This is a genomic window from Streptomyces sp. SudanB52_2052 (genome assembly GCF_964272415.1).
GTDB classification, from domain to species: Bacteria; Actinomycetota; Actinomycetes; order Streptomycetales; family Streptomycetaceae; genus Streptomyces; species Streptomyces olindensis.
Genome location: NZ_OZ186796.1, coordinates 2,191,099 through 2,208,662 on the forward strand (window position 1 = coordinate 2,191,099; position 17,564 = coordinate 2,208,662).

The window sequence follows — 17,564 nt, forward strand, 5'->3', positions numbered from 1 at the left end:
ACGACCTAAGATGATCAACGTGTCCGACCAGCATGCACCACGGTCTCTCATCGTCACGCTCTACGGCGCGTACGGTCGCTTCGTGCCGGGCCCCGTGCCCGTCGCCGAACTGATCCGGCTGCTGGCCGCGGTCGGCGTGGACGCCCCGTCCGTACGCTCCTCCGTGTCACGGCTCAAGAGACGCGGACTGCTCGTGCCCGCCCGCACCGCGCAGGGGGCGGCCGGGTACGCGCTGTCCCCGGACGCCCGCCAGTTGCTCGACGACGGCGACCGGCGCATCTACGCCACCGCACCGCCCGAGGACGAGGGCTGGGTGCTCGCGGTGTTCTCCGTGCCGGAGTCGGAGCGGCAGAAGCGGCACGTGCTGCGCTCCCGGCTGGCCGGCCTCGGCTTCGGCACGGCCGCCCCAGGCGTGTGGATCGCGCCCGCACGGCTGTACGAGGAGACCCGGCACACGCTCCAGCGGCTGCGGCTCGACACGTACGTCGACTTCTTCCGCGGCGACCACCTCGGCTTCGCGCCGACCGCGGAGGCCGTCGCCCGCTGGTGGGACCTGGCCGCCATCGCCAAGGAGCACGAGGCGTTCCTCGACCGCCACGAACGCGTCCTGCACGACTGGGAGAAGCGGGACGACACCCCGCCCGAGGAGGCCTACCGCGACTACCTCCTCGCCCTGGACTCCTGGCGCCACCTTCCCTACACCGACCCCGGCCTCCCCTCCGAGCTGCTCCCCGGGGACTGGCCGGGGGCCCGCTCGTCGGCGGTGTTCCGGGGGCTGCACGAGCGGCTGCGGGAGGCGGGGGCCCGGTTCGTGGGGTTGTGACACCGCCCCCGGCGTTCCCACGACGAGGAGCGTCCCGTCGGGTGCTACTCCCAGGGACTGAGGTCCTCGGCCACGGGGCGCGGCGAAGCCGGTGCCGTGGTCTCGACCCGCAGCAACGAGCCGTCGTCGAGTCTGATGCTGGTGATGGCCGTCATCGGTGGCTGCCTGTCCCTTGCCGCCGTAGTGAGCGGATGACGACAGAGTGTAGTGGCCCGGCGGGGGCGCCACGTGGGTAACCCCCGCCTTTCGCCCCGCGGTTCGGCGCGGACCCGCCGTCACCTCACAGGCTCAGCCGCGGCTTCGGGGCGTCCGTGCGGCCCGTCCGGGGGCGGCGGCTGCCCGCGCGGTACGGGGCCGGCCAGGTCGCGCCCGGGCCCGTGTAGCCCTGTTCGGCCGCCGCGTGCAGGGTCCAGTGCGGGTCGTAGAGGTGCGGGCGGGCCAGGGCGCACAGGTCCGTTCGGCCCGCGAGGATCAGGGAGTTGACGTCGTCCCAGGAGGAGATGGCGCCGACCGCGATCACGGGGACGCCGGTGCTGTGGCGGATGCGGTCCGCGAACGGCGTCTGGTAGGAGCGGCCGTACTCGGGCCGCTCGTCCGCCACGACCTGCCCGGTGGAGACGTCGATGGCGTCGGCGCCGTGCGCGGCGAAGGCCCGGGCGATCTCCACGGCGTCCTCGGCGGTGGTCCCGCCCTCGGCCCAGTCGGTGGCGGAGATCCGGACCGTCATGGGCCGCTCCCCCGGCCAGACGTTCCGTACGGCGTCGAAGACCTCCAGCGGGAAGCGGAGCCGCTTCTCCAGGGTGCCGCCGTAGGCGTCGGTGCGCCGGTTGGTCAGCGGGGAGAGGAAGCCGGAGAGCAGGTAGCCGTGGGCGCAGTGCAGTTCCAGCAGGTCGAACCCGGCCCGGGCGGCACGGCAGGCAGCGGCGGCGAACTGCTCGCGCAGATCGGTGAGCTGGGCGCGGGAGAGTTCACGCGGCGTCTGGCCGGACGGCTTGTACGGCAGCGGCGACGCGGCCACGAGCGGCCAGTTGCCCTCCGGGAGCGGCTCGTCCATGCCCTCCCACATCAGTTTCGTCGACCCCTTGCGGCCGCTGTGGCCGAGTTGCACGCCGATCGCCGTGCCGGGGGCCTGCGCGTGCACGAAGTTCGTGATCCGCTTCCAGGCCTCCGCCTGCCGTCCGGACCAGAGGCCGGCGCAGCCGGGCGTGATCCGGCCCTCCTCGCTGACGCACACCATCTCCGTCATCACCAGCCCGGCCCCGCCGAGTGCCCGGGCGCCGAGGTGGACGAGGTGGAAGTCGCCGGGGACGCCGTCGACCGCCGAGTACATGTCCATGGGCGAGACGACGACCCGGTTGCGCAGGGTCAGGCCGCGCAGCCGGAACGGGGTGAACATGGGGGGTGTGCCGGGCGGGCAGCCGAACTCGCGCTCCACCGCCTCCGTGAACCGGGCGTCGCGCAGGCGGAGGTTGTCGTGGGTGACGCGGCGGCTGCGGGTGAGCAGGTTGAAGGCGAACTGGCGGGGCGGCTGGTCCAGGTAGAGGGCGAGGTTCTCGAACCACTCCAGGCTGGCGCGTGCCGCGCGCTGCGTGGAGGCGACGACGGGCCGCCGCTCCGCCTCGTACGCGGCCAGGGCATCCGGCAGGGAGTCCTGCTCCTCCAGGCAGGCCGCCAGGGCCAGGGCGTCCTCGACGGCGAGCTTGGTGCCGGAGCCGATGGAGAAGTGGGCGGTGTGGGCGGCGTCGCCGAGGAGGACGACGTTGCCGTGCGACCAGCGCTCGTTGACGACCGTGCGGAAGGTCGTCCAGGTGGAGTTGTTCGACGTCAGGGGGCGGCCCTGGAGTGCCTCGGTGAAGATCTTGGCGCAGCGTTCGATCGATTCCGCCTCGTCGAGCTCGTCGAAGCCGGCCGCGCGCCAGACCTCTTCGCGCATCTCGATGATCACCGTCGACGCGTCGGGGGCGTAGGGGTAGCCGTGGAGCTGCATCACGCCGTGTTCGGTCTCGGCGATCTCGAAGCGGAAGGAGTCGAAGGGGAAGTCGGCGGCGAGCCAGATGTAGCGGCAGCGGTGTGCCGTGACCCGCGGGCGGAAGACGTCCGCGTAGGTCTCGCGGGTCGTGCTGTGGACGCCGTCCGCGGCGATGACCAGGTCGTGGGTCCGCGGGAGGTCCTTCGGGGCCTCGGTGTGGAAGCGGAGGTCCACGCCGAGTTCGCGGCAGCGGTCGTGGAGGATCTCCAGCAGGCGGTGGCGGCCGAGCGCGGCGAAGCCGTGGCCGCCGGAAGTGTGGCGGACGCCGCGGTGGACGATGTCGATGTCGTCCCAGCGGACGAAGTCCCGCTGGAGGGCCTGGTAGACCGTGGGGTCGGCGTGCTCTATGCCGCCGAGGGTCTCGTCGGAGAGGACCACGCCGAAGCCGAAGGTGTCGTCGGGGGCGTTGCGTTCCCAGACGGTGATGTCGCGTCGTGGATCAAGGCGCTTGAGGAGGGCGGCGGCGTAGAGGCCGCCGGGGCCGCCGCCGATGACCGCGACGCGCAGGGGGTGGCCGGGACGGGTGTGCGGGTGCGGGTGGTGTGCGGTTGCTCGCGCAGTTCCCCGCGCCCCTGAGGGTGTTGCCGTCACCGTCCGCTCCATTTGGGAGGGCGCTTCTCCGTGAACGCCGCGTGGAATTCGGCGTAGTCCTCTCCGGTCATGAGGAGGGCCTGGGTCGAGGCGTCGAGTTCGATCGAGGCCGCCAGGGGCATGTCCAGCTCGGACGTCAGGAGAGCCTTGGTCTGGGCGTGGGCCAGGGCCGGGCCCCCCGCCAGGCGGTGGGCCAGTTGTCGCGCGGTCTCGTCCGCCCGGCCTTCCTCCGTCAGGTCGCTGATCAGGCCGATGCGCTCGGCCTCGGGGGCGCGGACCGGGTCGCCCAGCATCAGCAGGCGGGTCGCGTGGCCGAGGCCGACGACCCGGGGCAGCAGGTAGGCCGCGCCCATGTCGCCGCCGGAGAGGCCGACGCGGGTGAAGAGGAAGGCGAAGCGGGTGGTGGGGTCGGCGACGCGGAAGTCTGCGGCCAGGGCGAGGACCGCTCCGGCGCCCGCCGCCACGCCGTGCAGCGAGGCGATCACCGGGAACGGGCACTCGCGGATCGCGCGGACCACCTGGCCGGTCATCCGGTTGAAGTCGAGGAGCTGGGCGGTGTCCATGGCGAGCGTGGCGCCGATGATCTCGTCGACGTCGCCGCCGGAGCAGAAGCCGCGTCCCTCGCCGGCCAGCACCAGGGCCCGTACGGACCGCTCGCGGGACAGCTCGGCGAGCAGGTCGCGCAGGTCGGCGTAGGCGCCGAAGGTGAGCGCGTTGAGCTTGGCGGGGCGGGCCAGGGTGACGGTCGCGACGCCGTCGGCGAGGTCGACGCGCAGATGCTCCCAGCCGGGGGTACGGGCGGCGGAGCCGGTGAAGGGACTCATGACGGGCGGCCTCCTCGGGCGGGCACGGCCTCACTGAGCTCTACCCCACGAAGCTATCACTCATTCGTGACTGTCGTCATGAGTGCGCGATAGGCCGTCCGGGTAGGACTCCGGTGTGGGTCCGGCGTGACCCGGGCCGGTCACATCCGTCACAGATCGTCCACGCCGACGTAACGGCGGGAGCAGCTGCGCGCGGCACGGCGTTCACCTGGGTAAGCCGTCGGCAAGGGGGCAAAGGCGCCTCCCGACGGTGCCCCTGGGACGCCTCGGAAGAGGGGCGCCGTACCATTCATCAGGTTGAAAGCAGGACGTCCTGCTCCATGAACGGACCCGCCTTGTACGAACTCCCCTCAGCCCCCGCCTCCTGGCGCATCGCGCTGCCGCACACCGCGGCGGCGGTGCCCGTGGCCCGTGCCCTGGTCCGTACGGCGCTGGCCGAGCTGGAGCACGGGGCGGACTGCGACACCGCCGAGCTGCTCACGGCGGAGCTGGTGGCGAACGCCGTGGAGCACACCCCGGGCGAGACGCCGATAGAGCTGGTCGTGGAGCTGATGCCGTCGGGCTGCCAGGTGGAGGTGCACGACACCGACCCGGCGCCGCCCGGCGACCTGACCTGTCCGGCCGGCGGGCCGCCGGACCCCTGGCAGGAGCACGGGCGCGGACTGCTGCTGATCCGCGCCCTGAGCTCGTCCTGCGGCCACCGGCCGACCGAGTCCGGCAAGGCCGTGTGGTTCAGACTGCCCGCGGTACCGGCTCAGCGGCGTCCGTCGGCCTGAGGCCCGCCGGGTTCATCCGAGCGTCGCGACCAGGACCGCCTTGATGGTGTGCATGCGGTTCTCCGCCTCGTCGAAGACCACCGAGTGGGCCGACTCGAAGACCTCGTCGGAGACCTCCAGGTACTCCAGGCCGTGCGAGGCGTGGATCTCGCGGCCGACCTTGGTGCCGAGGTCGTGGAAGGCGGGCAGGCAGTGCAGGAACTTCACGTCCGGGTTGCCGGTGGCGCGCAGGACGTCCATGGTCACGGCGTACGGGGCGAGGGCGGCGATGCGCTCGTCCCAGACCTCCTTCGGCTCGCCCATGGAGACCCAGACGTCCGTGGCGACGAAGTCGGCGCCGCGGACACCCTCGTCCAGGGTCTCGGTGAGCGTGATGCGGGCGCCGCTGCCCTCGGCGAGCGCGCGGGCCCGGTCGACGACCTCCTCGGCCGGCCAGTAGGCCTTCGGGGCGACGAGCCGTACGTCCATGCCGAGCAGGGCGCCGGTCACCAGGTAGGAGTTGCCCATGTTGAAGCGGGCGTCGCCCAGGTAGGCGAAGGTCGTCCCGGTGAGCGGCTTGGCGCAGTGCTCGGTCATGGTCAGCACGTCGGCGAGCATCTGCGTCGGGTGCCAGTCGTCGGTGAGCCCGTTGTAGACGGGGACCCCGGCGAACGCCGCCAGCTCCTCGACCTTCTGATGGCTGTCGCCCCGGTACTCGATCGCGTCGTACATCCGGCCCAGCACCCGCGCGGTGTCCTTGACCGACTCCTTGTGCCCGATCTGCGAGCCGGAGGGGTCGAGGTACGTCGTCGAGGCGCCCTGGTCGGCGGCCGCGACCTCGAAGGCGCAGCGGGTGCGGGTGGAGGTCTTCTCGAAGATCAGGGCGATGTTCCGGCCGCGCAGGTACGGCGTCTCCGTCCCGGCCTTCTTGGCGGCCTTCAGCTCGGCGGCCAGCTCGACCAGGCCGCGGAACTCCTCCTGCGTGAAGTCCAGCTCCTTGAGGAAGTGGCGGCCGGCGAGGGCGGTCGGGACTGTCGCCATGGGGGCGCTCCAGGGATACGGGGACACAGACTCCTGGAATACTATACGAAGCTCAGCATGTATATACGGGACGCCGGCCCGGGACCGGAGGCCGCTACACCGCCTCCCGTTCCACGGGGCAGCTCATGCACCGCGGCCCGCCCCTCCCCCGCCCCAGCTCACTGCCCGGGATCTCTATCACCTCGATGCCCTGTTTGCGCAGGTGGGTGTTGGTGGTGGCGTTCCGCTCGTAGGCGACCACGACGCCCGGCTCGACGGCCAGGACGTTGCAGCCGTCGTCCCACTGCTCGCGCTCGGCCGCGTGCACGTCCTGGGTGGCGGTCAGCACCCGGATCTCGTTCAGGCCGAGCGCGGCGGCGATCGCGCGGTGCATGTGCTCCGGCGGATGGTCGGTGACCTTCAGCTCCTTCTCGCCGACGCCCGGCTCGATGGTGTACGAGCGGAGCATGCCGAGACCCGCGTACTGGGTGAAGGTGTCGCCGTCGACCATCGTCATCACGGTGTCGAGGTGCATGAAGGCGCGCCGCTTGGGCATGTCCAGGGCCACGATCGTCTCGGCGGAACCGGCCGCGAACAGCTTGTGCGCGAGCATCTCGACGGCCTGGGGCGTGGTGCGCTCGCTCATGCCGATGAGCACCGCCCCGTTGCCGATGACGAGGACGTCCCCGCCCTCGATGGTCGACGGGTAGTCGGGCTGCCCCTCGGACCAGACGTGGAAGTCCTCGTCCCGGAACAGCGGGTGGTGCCGGTAGATCGCCTCGAAGTGCACGGTCTCGCGCTGCCGGGCGGGCCAGCGCATGGCGTTGATGGAGACGCCGTCGTAGATCCAGGCGGAGGTGTCGCGGGTGAAGAGGTGGTTGGGCAGGGGGCCCAGCAGGAAGTCGTCCAGTTCCATGACATGGAAGCGCACGGAGGTCGGCTCCGGGTGGACGTCCAGGAACTCGCGTTTCGTCATGCCGCCGACCAGCACCTCGGCCAGGTCGCGGGCGGGCAGCGTCTCGAAGGCGGCTCTCAGGTGGTCGGTGGCGAGGGGGCCGTACTCCTTCTCGTCGAAGACCCGGTCCAGGACGAGGGATCTGGCCTCCGGGACCTCGAGCGTCTCGGCCAGCAGGTCACCGAAGAGGTGGACGGTGACGCCCCGGTCGCGCAGCACGTCGGCGAACCCGTCGTGCTCGGCGCGGGCCCTGCGCACCCACAGCACGTCGTCGAAGAGCAGCGAGGTCTTGTTGCTGGGGGTGAGCCTTTTGAGCTCGAGATCGGGCCGGTGCAGGATGACACGGCGCAGCCGCCCGGCCTCGGAGTGGACGTGGTATGCCATGCCTCCATCCTGACCACCTCGGGCCGACTTGACTCGCTGGTCGCCCGTTTCCGCCCGACTCTTGTTCGTGTCTGTCTGACGACAATCGGTCGGCTTCCGGGTCATCCGCTGGGCAGCGGCTGGAGCAGCTCCGGCCGTGCCAGCATGCGCCGCGTCTCCCGCCCCGGGTCGAGCACGGCCCGGGCGACGATCCACCCGGCGAGGGCGTGCGGCTCGGCGGGGTCGGCGGCCAGCCGCTCGGCGTAGCGGGCGAGCGCGGCGGCCGCGTCCCCGGCGGCGAGGTGCTCGTCGGCGGTGTGCGGGGCGCGGGAGCGGGCGGCGAAGGCGTGGGTGCGGACGTCGGGCCAGGGGGCGCGGTCGCGGCGGAAGCGAGGGCCGTCCGACGGCGGCTCGACCGCGGGGTCGACGTTGCGCAGGCGCCACTCGGTGCGGTGCAGGGCCGCGGCCGTGCGGGCCCGGGTCAGGGCGGCGGGCGGCACCGGTTCGCGCAGCCAGGTGTCGAGCGTGCGGGCCAGCCCGGACACCAGAGCCCGGCCGGGCATGGTCAGCCGGCCGCTGGTCAGCAGGGTGCGCACGGCCAGACGGCTCTGCAGGCGGCGCAGGGCGAAGAAGTAGGCGGCCCGCTCGGCCGCCTCGCCCCCCTCCGCCTCGGCCAGCCGGTCCCGCCAGAAGCCCGCGACACCGGTGAAGGCGTAGGCGCCGTGCAGCAGGCCGGTGAGGTGGCGGGGGTCGGTGCGCCAGGGGGCGTAGTAGCGCTCGGCACGGTCGTCCTCCAGCAGCGGGAACAGGTGGAGGAGGGCGGCCAGCTTGCTGTGCTGGAGTTCGTGCACCAGGGTTTCGGCGAGGGCGAGCGCGGAGGCCGGGCGGACGATGAGCATGCCGCCGAAGGAGTCGCCGCTGGAGGCCGACACCTGGACGAACGGCAGCGCCGGCGGGCTGACCGCGGTGCGTCCGAAGGGCACGATCGCCCGGATCATGCCCGGGTCGACCCGGCCCGGCCCCGGCGGCCCCGGGCGGGCGAGGATCCGCACGGCCTCGCCGAACAGCCGCTGCCACTCCCGTGCCTCGTCCTCGTCGAGCCGGGCGGGGGGCAGGTGGTCGTCGAGATCGCGGTAGGGGTCGAGGTCTTCGAGCACCACCGTGGCGGCTTCGCCGTCCGGGCGGGTGTGGGTGAGGGTGCGCAGCGGGAGCCAGGTGTCCCCGTCGGCGGCGGTGCGCTGCCGCAGCGGACGGCAGGTCACCCGCACCGAGCCGTTCGTACGGCCCGGCCCGGTGACCGTCAGCTCTCCCCCGGCGGTCGTGGCCCGGCCGACCGCCAGGCCCCTTCTGGCATCGGGGAGTCGGACCATCCCGAGCCCGGGCAGGTGCAGCCGGCCGCTGGTCAGCGGAACACCGAGCGCCGTCTCGGTGCCCCCGTGCACGGAGGCCGACAGGGCCAGCGCGCTCAGGTGGCCCGCCTCCGCCCACAGCGGCGGCCCGCTCGCCGTGCCGTGCACCCGGCGCAGCATGTGGGACATCCAGCCACCGGTCGCCGGGGCCAGCAGCAGGCGTTCGACCGGCTCGGGTGACTTCTCGGCCGCTTCCTTGAGCACCCGCCAGGCCTCGGTGACCGGGGTGAGGGGTGTGGGCAGGGCGCCGAGATGGTCGAGGAGGGTGCGCAGGAGCAGCAACCGCCGGGCGCGCTCGGCTCGTTCGAGGAAGGCGACGGCCGCCGCCGAGCCACCTCCGGCGGCCAGCTCCGCGAAGAGCCGGTCCGGCATGCGGAGTGGAGCGAGGTGCTGCTCGCTGGTCATCGTCGCGGGCCTCCGGTCGCTTGGCGGACATGCACGGGACCCGGTGCGCGTGCGGGTGTCGCACCGGGGGCTGCCGTCGGGACGGTCGGCGGCTAGTCTGCTCGGGCGCCTGAGCCCTCACCGCTCCTCATGCTGCTGCGGGCGCGCAGTACCTCGGTCAGCAGGCGCGTGCCGGGGGGCAGGGCGGGGAGACCGTCCACGGCGCTCAGGGGCAGCGCCGCCAGGTCCGCCAGATCGGATTCCCAGACATCGGTCCCCGAGGTGGCGACGACCGGATCGGGTGCGGCGGCTCCGGCGTGGTGCAGAACGGGCGGCTGGTCCAAGGTGCTCCCCCTTCTCGCACGGTGGCACGCGATGCCCCGTGTTTTTCCATCATGGCCATTTACCCCGGGGGCGAAAACCGTACGATCACGCCACTGATCACTGGCGATCAAGCCGACGCGCCGATGCGGGTGCCAACTCGGCAAGGGCAGCCGCGAGTTCGGCCTTCAGTTCCGGGTCGTCGTCGACGGACACCACGGCGTCGAACAGGTCCCACAGTGCCTCCGGGTTCCGCCGGGCGAGCCCGCTGACGATGTTGACGACATCGGTGCGCGCCCTGCTGTGACGGCGCAGCACGGCTGTGACACGGGAGTTCAGCGCGGAGACGACCGTCTGGCGTTCCTCGGGGTCGGTCATCAGGGGATAGGCGAGGAGGGCTTCCACGACCCGCTGCATCGCTGTGAGGGGGCGCGGCACGATGGGCGGCACGGCCGGGGGCAGGGTCTCGACGCGATCCGGGCCCTGGAGCCGGATCTCGGGATGCTGAAGAGTACGGCCCTCTTCCCTGAGGGCCGCGATGCGCGCCCGAACGGCCGGAAACAGTTCCTCCGGATCGGGCGGGGCGGGCAGAACGGCCGCCCGGTCGGCCAGCAGACCCAGCAGGACGTCGGAGAACAGGCCGGTGGCACGGACCGGGTCGTTGGCCGCCGCCCTGCCCCTGCCCGCGGCGCGCAGCACGGTCTGCCGGTGCGCATGGGTGGGCCGGCCCACGGGCAGGGCGTCGGCGGGCAGCGCCTCCCGGAAGGCGAGGTCCTCCTCGAAGGTCTCGCAGGCGTCCACGATCCACATCTGTTCACGCAGTCCCGGCACGGCGTCACCCGCGTACCGGGCGAGCGCGGAGTCCAGGTCGATGCCCACCTTGTCGGTGACGCCCGCGTCCGCGCAGAACAGCCGGAGCCGCCCGGCCCGGTCCAGCACGCCGTGGCCGCCCCACCAGACCCACAGCACGTCCCCTTCGGCCAGGGAGAGTTCACGGACGAGGACCCGGCGCAGGGTCGCCTGGTCCGCACGCTCGTACGGGACCTGCGGGTCGTACGACGGCAGAGGTGCCAGGTGCAGCCGGAGTCGGGACTCCGGCACCCCGGCGTCCCGCAGCAGCCGCCGGAATCGCACGGCGTCCCGGGCGGGCCCGGGCAGCCGCCAGGTGTCACCGGCCTCGTAGGCCTCGATGCCGACGATCAGGGCGTGCACCCGGGCCGGGTCGAGGGGCGGCATGGGCCCGGTCACGGCAGGTGGTCCACGATGTGGCGGTACACGGCCGGGTTGGTCCAGTAGGCACTGTGCGCGGCGGGGAACGGCTGACCGCTGTCGACGGGGACGTCGGTGACCCGCCCCGGGAAGAGTTCCGCGCCGAGATGGCCGAGCAGGTCGCGCGGGTCGTACAGGTTCAGCCAGGCGGGGACGTGCGGCGGCAGGGGCTCGGGGTGCTCGAGCGACGGCAGGGAGCCCGACTCGTAGAGGAACGGCCCCTGGGAGCCGGCCGTCACCAGGAGGCCGACCTGGGGCAGCGGGGCGGAGATCAGTGTGTCCAGGGCGATGATGCCGCCGAGACTGTGACCGACCACGGCGACGGGCGGCTCCAGGCCGGCGACCAGGGCGCGCAGGCCGGCCCGGAAGGCCGCGCCCCGGCTCAGGTAGCGCAGGATGTCACCGGCGGCGGGGTGGGCGGCCTCGGTGAGGGCCCGGCGGCGGCGTTCGACGGCCCGCGAGGCCGCCGCTCCCGCCGTCCGCAGCAGCCAGGTGCGCACTCCCCGCTCCGTACCCCGGGGCGGCGCGCCGAGGGCCTCGGCGATCCGGTCGGTGACGGCGTCCCGCGTCTCACCGACCGGTACGAGCGGGGAGTCGGCTTCGAGGGCGTCGGATATGAGGCGCGCGGTCAGGGAGCGGGCCGCGACGACGGCGAGGTCCGCCGGGTCGAGGGCGTCGGCGGCGGGACCGAGCAGGGGGTGTGCGGCCAGGCCGGTGGCGGCCCGGGCCAGTCCGGGGCCCGCCTCGGCTCCCGGTTCGTCGCCCCGGGCGGCGAGTGCGGTGAGCAGCGCGCGGATGTGCTGCTGCGGCGGTACGGTGCCGGGCGGACGTTCGACGACCGGGCCGGCCTCGGCGGCCACCGAGGCCAGTTCGGCGTACGGGTCGGCGTAGAGGACGGCCCACGCCGTGGTCGTCTCGTCCCCCGGGTCCGAACCGGGACCGCGCGTGGTGCCGGACCGGGGCGGCAGGCTGGCGCCGCCGGCCGCGAGTCTGGCACCGTGTGCCGCGCCCCAGTCGTAAGGCACGACCTCCAGCCCGCCGCGCTGTGCGGCCAGCCCGGCCGCGACGCGCCCCACCAGCGCCGAGAATCCGGGTTCACGCACCCCGGTTCCGTGAACGAAGACGACCGCCGTCATGCGCCCCCCGTGACGTGATGACCTTTGCTGCCTCAACCTCCTTTCACCATAGGGAGGTTGAGGACAGTCAGACAGACGCGGCCCGTGTCACATGGGCATGGGGACCACATCACACTCGATGCGCCGGCGCTGGCGGGCGGCCTGGAGCCAGGGGTGGTCGTTGCGCAGCACCGCGGCAAAGCCCTCCACCGCCTTGCGCTGAAGCACGTCCGCCTCGTCGGCCCGGCCGAGTCCCCGCAGATCCAGGGAGAGGTTGGAGGTGCACGAGAGGGTGAGCGGGTGGTCCGCGCCCGCCACCTCGGTCAGCAGCGGCAGGTTGGCGGAGTCGATGGCGTGCGCCCGCTCGAAGTCGAGTCGCGCGTATGCGGTGTTGGCCTGGCCGATGCCCACGGTGAGGGCGATCATGTGACGCGCCCCGACCGTGTCGGCGAGTCGGCGCGCCACGTCGTCCTCCACCTCCTGCGCGGTGTCCAGCGAGCCCACGGCGCGCAGGGTGGCCGCCAGGTTCGCCCGGGTCACCAGGGTGTGCGCGTGGTCTTCGCCGAGGCGCCGCACGAGCCGGGCCACGGTGGACTCCGCGATCCGGAGCGACCCTTCCAGGTCCCCTGACAGTCGCCGGTCGACGCAGACGTTGGTCGCCGTGGTGAGCGAGTCGAGGTGCTCGTCGCCGTAACGCGACTTGAAGTTGCGCAGGGTCTCCTCGGTGAGTTTGGCGCCCTCGGCCAGATCCCCGTCCCGGCGGCGGCAGACGCCGAGGGAGCGGGCGATCCGCAGGGTCAGGGGGTGCTTTTCGCCCAGCGCGGTGAACGCTTGGCGGTAGACGTCCTCCTGCCAGTCCCGGGCGTCGGAGTAGCGGCCCGCCTCACGCATGTCGATGCCGACGCAGTGCATGGTGTTGAGCGTGAAGAAGCTGGCACCGCCGAGCAGCAGGTCGCGCTGGCGGGCGGTCTCCTGGTCCAGCGACAGCGCTTCCGTGAACTCCCCGCACAGTCTCAGGTCGACGCCCCAGCTGTGGCTGGCCCGCAGCGTGGCCGGGTCGTCGGGCCCGAACAGTGAGCGAGCCAGTTCGGTGGCCTCCTTGCCCAGGTCCCGCGCCTCCTGGAAGCGGCCCTGGTAGCGGTGGGCGTCGGACATCTCGCACAGGGAGTCGATGAGTTCCTCCGGTTCCACCTCCATCCGGCGAGACACTTCCAGCGCCTTCTCGGTGAGCGGGATCGACTCGGCGATCTGTCCGATCTGGCGCAGGAGGAAGGCGAAGCCCTTGGTCATCCGGACGACGTAGATGTCCTCCTCGCCCGAGGCGGCGAGCCAGGCGCTCCACGCCTGCCGGCCGAAGGACGCGGCACCCTCGTGGTCACCCCAGTAGTAGAGGAACCACATGGTGTCGTAGACGAGGTCGCGCACATAAGGGTCGGTGCTGGTGACCGCCTGGGAGGCGAGGACGTGCGGCAGCAGCGCCTGGTAGTCGCGCCATTCCTGGGAGGAACCGAACGGGCCGCGGTTGGCCGCGGACAGCAGCTGGTGGGCCGCGTCCCGCATCCGCTCGCGTTCCTCCTCGCTCAGCTTGGCGAGGAGCACGGTCTGGAGCAGGCGGTGCATCTGGAGGGTGCCCGCGCGCGGGTCCACCTTGATCAGGGAGAACTGGCTGAGGTCGCGGATCGCCCGGTTCAGTCTGATCGGCTCGCGCAGCATCGGGTCGATCTGCGGCGTGATGTTGACGCCCCGGCTGCTGCGCAGGATCGACCTCGGGATCGGCTCGGGGGCCATGCTGGCGCAGATGTCCAGCAGTTGGCGGGCTCCCGGGTTGTTCTGCCTGATCCGCTCCAGGGAGATGTCCCAGGCGGCGGCGACGGAGACCGGGTAGTCGGGGCTCTGCTCGATCTCCAGGATCTCCGGGCTGCGCTGGGCGAGGAGTTCGAGGTACTCGTCGACCTCCATGCCGGTGACCCCGAGCCAGGCGCCCGCCTGCTCCACGGCCAGCGGCAGGTCGCCGAGGGCCTCGGCCAGCCGGTCTGCGTCCTCCCGGGGGAGGTCCTTGGCGCGCTTCTGGAGCAGCTCGATGGACTCGTCACGCTCGAAGACGTTCACCGGCAGGGAGGTGGCCACCCGCTCCCAGCCCCGGTTCCGGGAGGTGACGATGACCTTGCCCGGCCCGTTGTGCGGGAAGTAGCCGCGCACCGCCTCGATGTCCTCGGCGTTGTCGAACACCAGCAGCCAGTTGTCGTAGGGCGTTCCGGTGCGCAGCGCCTCCAGTACGGCGGGCACGGCGGTGTTGGCCGCGGCGGCGCCGAGGCTGTCCTGGCCGGCCGGGGCGACGCCCAGCTGGGAAGCGAGGGAGGAGAGCGCGGCCAGGATGAGGCTCTCGCGCTCGGCGGGGATCCAGCAGATGATCCGGTAGTCGCGCTGGTGGGTGTAGATGTACTCCAGTGCCAGCTGCGACTTGCCCACACCACCGAGACCGTGCAGGGCGTTGGGCAGCACGGCGGCGGTGTCCTGGGCGGCGAGCTGCTCCTCCACGGCCCTCAGCAGCGCCTGGCGGCCGACGAACGATGTGTTGCGCATGGGCACGTTCACCAGTAGGGCCGGCGTTGCGGTCGTGGTGCGCTGCATGAGCGGCTCTGCCTCCGGGGTCTGTTGTGGGTCGGGGCCGGCCGTCGGCGACGGCGCGGATTCTCCGGTCGGATCGGACACAGCCGAATCCGGGTTGATGTCCACTGGGCTGGATGGAGTCGTTTCGCCCGGATTATTCACCTGTGGGGGTGGCTGGGCAGGCGGGCTGTTCCCCACCCGTTCCGCCGCGGCGGCGGGCGCATCCCTGGACAGATTCGGTTCGATGCGCCTGGCGCGGTCGGCGTAGGGCCCCGACAGGGCGCGCATGACGGCGAGTTCGCTGCGCGCCCAGCCGTGTTCCGCGGGGTCGGGGAGCCTGGTCCGCAGCGGGTCGTGGAGGGCGGCGCGCAGGGCGACGCCCCGCTCCCCGGCGGCGGGCAGCTCGCCCACCACGCTGACGGTGTGGGCGAGTTGGCTGCGCGTGGTGGTCGCGAGCAGGGCCTCGCGCACGCCCTCGGCGAACTCGGGGCGCCCCTGGCCGCCGCCCTCCCAGTCGATCAGCCCGCCCATGAGGATCTCGGCGAGGTGATCCGGACCGGTCTCCGGCATGACGCGCCGTCGCAGCTGCTCGACGAGGTCGAAGTCGAAGGGCACGGCCGCCAGTTGGGTGGCGAGCCGACGGGCGGAGGGGGTGGCGAGGCTGAAGAAGCGCCGTACGGCGGCGGTGGCGGCCCGGGGCAGGCGCGGGGCGCGCAGTCCGGGGGCGGGCGCGCCCTTGCTGAGGGCGCCGGCCAGCACCACGGGCAGTGAACGCCGGACGCCCCGCCCGCCGGTGACCAGGTCGGACCAGGCGGCGAGGGAGGCGGGTTTGAGGGACAGCACCGGGACGGCGACGGAGTCGTCGCCCGCGTCGGGCAGGGGTCGCATGGGATCGGGGCCGCCGGGCGGCGCCCAGTGCCCGAGGCTGCCGTTGGGGGCGCCGAACCCCCCTGCCTCCAGGACGGCCGGGTAGGGGTAGAGCGAGGAGCGGTGGCGCAGGTGCGGCGGGAGCAGGTGGACGAGGGCGGTGGGGCCGGCGTGGGCGAGGCGGCCGAGGAGGTCGTCGGCGGCGGTGGCGGCCCAGCCGTGGGCGAGTCCGTCGGTGACGACGAGGAAGATCCGGCTGCCCCGGCCGTCGAGCAGTTCGGCGGGGTCGGCGACGGCCCGGCCCGTGGACCAGCGCAGGGTGGCGGTGCCGGTGCGCGGCACGGTCACCCGGAGCGTGCGCACGCCGCGGAAGGCACCGCTGTGCTCGGCGGCGCGGACCAGGCGCGCGGCGCTCTCCTCCCAGATCCGCATGGTGGGCGCGTCGTCGAGCAGCAGCACCAGTTCGAAGGCGGAGACGCGGGAGGGACGCAGGAACGGCATCCACAACCCGTCGACGAGGCCCTGTTCGGCCGTGGTCTCCTCGTCCAGCTCCAGGCTGTCGCGGGACGGGACGCGGCGGGCCAGCTGGTGCAGGGCGCGCGCGAGCAGGGCCGTGAAGCGGCCGGGGCCCGACGGATCCGGTTCGGCGCGGGGCAGCAGCGGTGGCCCGAGGTGCAGGGTGAAGCGGCCCTCGGGGTGGGGTAAGACGCGATCGCCGGGCCGGGTGGCCGGCCGACCGTCGGCGAGGTTCGACGCGGCGGGGGTGCGGTGCGCGGGCGGGGGCTGGGCGGGGACGTCCCCGTCGGGCTCGGGGCGGTCGGGGAGTTCGGCTTCGTCCGCTGGTGGCCGGGGCGGTGGTCCGGCCTCGGAATCCTGGGGAAGCACGGCCTGCGCGGCGGGTGCCTCCCGGGCCGCTTCGCCGGGGCCGCCGTACCGGCTCCGGTGCGCGGCGAGCCATACGGCGTCGGCGAACTCCTGCCAGCGCGGCACGAAGGGTTCGGGAGCGGCGGGGACCCGGTCTCCGCGCTCGCTCGCCTGCGCGAGCGGCTCGGGGTACACCGAAGGAGGCGGCGGTCCCGATGCGGGATCCCCGTCGCCCGGTCCGGATGCGCGCTCCCGGGTCATCAGCGGCCCTTCGCGAGGTCGCGGAGCAGCAATTCGACGAGCTTACGCCCGTCACCGTCAGCCTGGAAACCACCCGCGGTAGTCATCTGGACAGCGTTGAGCAACTGGTCGAGGGAGTGCACGCCGCCCGCCTGGACCCGTTGAACGAACAGGTCGACGAGGTCTTCGGTGCCGCGCGGCCTGCGGCCCAGGTGCCCTTCCACCATGGCCAGTAGTTGCTCCCGGGTGGGGGTGTGCATCTCCATCGGCAGGCAGCGGCGGCGGAAGGCGGCGGGAAACTCCCGCTCCCCGTTGCTGGTGATCACCACGACCGGGAACTCCCGGCACTCGACACGTCCGTCGCGCACCACGGCCCGGCCTCCCGGATCGCTGGTGTGCACGTGCGCCGCGTCGGCGGCGTCGCGCACCAGCTCGGGAACCTCATAACTTCCATTCTCCAGAACGTGCAACAGGTCGTTCGGCAGGTCGATGTCGCTCTTGTCGAGTTCGTCGACGAGAAGCACCCGGGGCCGTTCATAGGGCAGCAGGGCGGTACCCAGCGGTCCCAGTGTAATGAACTCGCCGATTACCGGCGCAAGTTGACGATCCTTTGACAGAGGCGAGGAGTTGACGGCCTGTTCGCCTTCGTCTTCGAACACCGGCTCCGCCCGGGCCGTGTCGCGCAGCCCCGCCTGCCAGGCGGCGATGGCCTGGGCGCGGCCCATGGCGTCGTGGACGTACAGGCCGTCGCGCAGGCTCGTACGGCTCACGATGTTCCATTCGAGTACCCGGCCGAGGCCCAGCTCACGCGAGATCAGATAGGCCAGCGTCGACTTGCCGACACCGGGCGGGCCGGTGATCAGGAGGGGGCGGCGCAGCAGCAGGGCGGCGTTGACCGTCTCGATCTGCTCGTCGTCGAGCTGGGGTGTGAGGCCGCCGGGGCCGAGGCGGCGCAGCGCGGCCTCGGCGTCGTCCGGGGGCGGGGCCTGGGCCGGGCCGCCGCGGAACCGCCGCCAGGGCGGTGGGTCCGGCAGCACGGGTGGGGCGTCCTGCGGGCGTCCGGTGGCGTGGAAGACCCGCCAGTCGTCCGCGGCCGTCCGTTCCTGTGCGCTCATGCCGAAGCCT

General features: G+C 72.9%; 12 protein-coding genes. 2 read left to right on the forward strand and 10 right to left on the reverse strand.

The features are described from left to right. The first annotated feature begins 10 nt into the window (after window positions 1-10). Complete coding sequence (locus ACSUPV_RS09650) at window positions 11-823, forward strand: PaaX family transcriptional regulator (protein WP_031119029.1); 813 nt, start codon at window positions 11-13, stop codon at window positions 821-823. A gap of 280 nt (window positions 824-1,103) precedes the next feature. Here ACSUPV_RS09650 and ACSUPV_RS09655 read toward each other — a convergent pair whose 3' ends face one another. Continuing rightward, entirely contained in the window at window positions 1,104-3,455 is a 2,352-nt protein-coding gene (locus ACSUPV_RS09655; protein WP_436947305.1) for a bifunctional salicylyl-CoA 5-hydroxylase/oxidoreductase, read from the reverse strand. Further along, entirely contained in the window at window positions 3,440-4,267 is an 828-nt protein-coding gene (locus ACSUPV_RS09660) for an enoyl-CoA hydratase family protein (protein ID WP_037767248.1), read from the reverse strand. Before ACSUPV_RS09660 ends, ACSUPV_RS09655 begins: the two co-directional genes overlap by 16 nt. A gap of 320 nt (window positions 4,268-4,587) precedes the next feature. Here ACSUPV_RS09660 and ACSUPV_RS09665 point away from each other — a divergent pair, with 320 nt between their 5' ends. Next, window positions 4,588-5,043: an ATP-binding protein gene (locus tag ACSUPV_RS09665; RefSeq protein ID WP_031119026.1), complete on the forward strand. Its 456-nt coding sequence runs from the start codon at window positions 4,588-4,590 to the stop codon at window positions 5,041-5,043. Window positions 5,044-5,055: 12 nt separating this feature from the next. Here the strand turns inward: ACSUPV_RS09665 and argF are convergent, their stop codons facing one another. The 8 genes from argF to ACSUPV_RS09705 form a co-directional block, all read right to left on the reverse strand. Then, entirely contained in the window at window positions 5,056-6,063 is a 1,008-nt protein-coding gene (argF, locus tag ACSUPV_RS09670; RefSeq protein WP_436947306.1) for an ornithine carbamoyltransferase, read from the reverse strand. Window positions 6,064-6,157: 94 nt separating this feature from the next. Then, window positions 6,158-7,381: an arginine deiminase gene (locus ACSUPV_RS09675; protein ID WP_031119024.1), complete on the reverse strand. Its 1,224-nt coding sequence runs from the start codon at window positions 7,379-7,381 to the stop codon at window positions 6,158-6,160. 101 nt (window positions 7,382-7,482) lie between these two features. Beyond that, window positions 7,483-9,174, reverse strand: coding sequence for an HEXXH motif domain-containing protein (locus ACSUPV_RS09680; RefSeq protein ID WP_037767251.1), 1,692 nt, complete (start codon window positions 9,172-9,174; stop codon window positions 7,483-7,485). Window positions 9,175-9,266: 92 nt separating this feature from the next. Then, complete coding sequence (locus tag ACSUPV_RS09685; protein ID WP_031119022.1) at window positions 9,267-9,497, reverse strand: hypothetical protein; 231 nt, start codon at window positions 9,495-9,497, stop codon at window positions 9,267-9,269. 97 nt (window positions 9,498-9,594) lie between these two features. Continuing rightward, window positions 9,595-10,722, reverse strand: coding sequence for an effector-associated domain 2-containing protein (locus ACSUPV_RS09690; protein ID WP_078651024.1), 1,128 nt, complete (start codon window positions 10,720-10,722; stop codon window positions 9,595-9,597). After that, window positions 10,719-11,846, reverse strand: coding sequence for a hypothetical protein (locus ACSUPV_RS09695; RefSeq protein ID WP_382610733.1), 1,128 nt, complete (start codon window positions 11,844-11,846; stop codon window positions 10,719-10,721). The genes ACSUPV_RS09690 and ACSUPV_RS09695 overlap by 4 nt, the downstream gene beginning before the upstream one ends. Before the next feature lie 120 nt (window positions 11,847-11,966). Beyond that, complete coding sequence (gene fxsT, locus ACSUPV_RS09700) at window positions 11,967-16,460, reverse strand: FxSxx-COOH system tetratricopeptide repeat protein (RefSeq protein ID WP_436947307.1); 4,494 nt, start codon at window positions 16,458-16,460, stop codon at window positions 11,967-11,969. Continuing rightward, window positions 16,460-17,554, reverse strand: a complete 1,095-nt coding sequence (locus ACSUPV_RS09705; RefSeq protein ID WP_031119017.1) for an AAA family ATPase — start codon at window positions 17,552-17,554, stop codon at window positions 16,460-16,462. Before ACSUPV_RS09705 ends, fxsT begins: the two co-directional genes overlap by 1 nt. Window positions 17,555-17,564 lie beyond the last annotated feature (10 nt).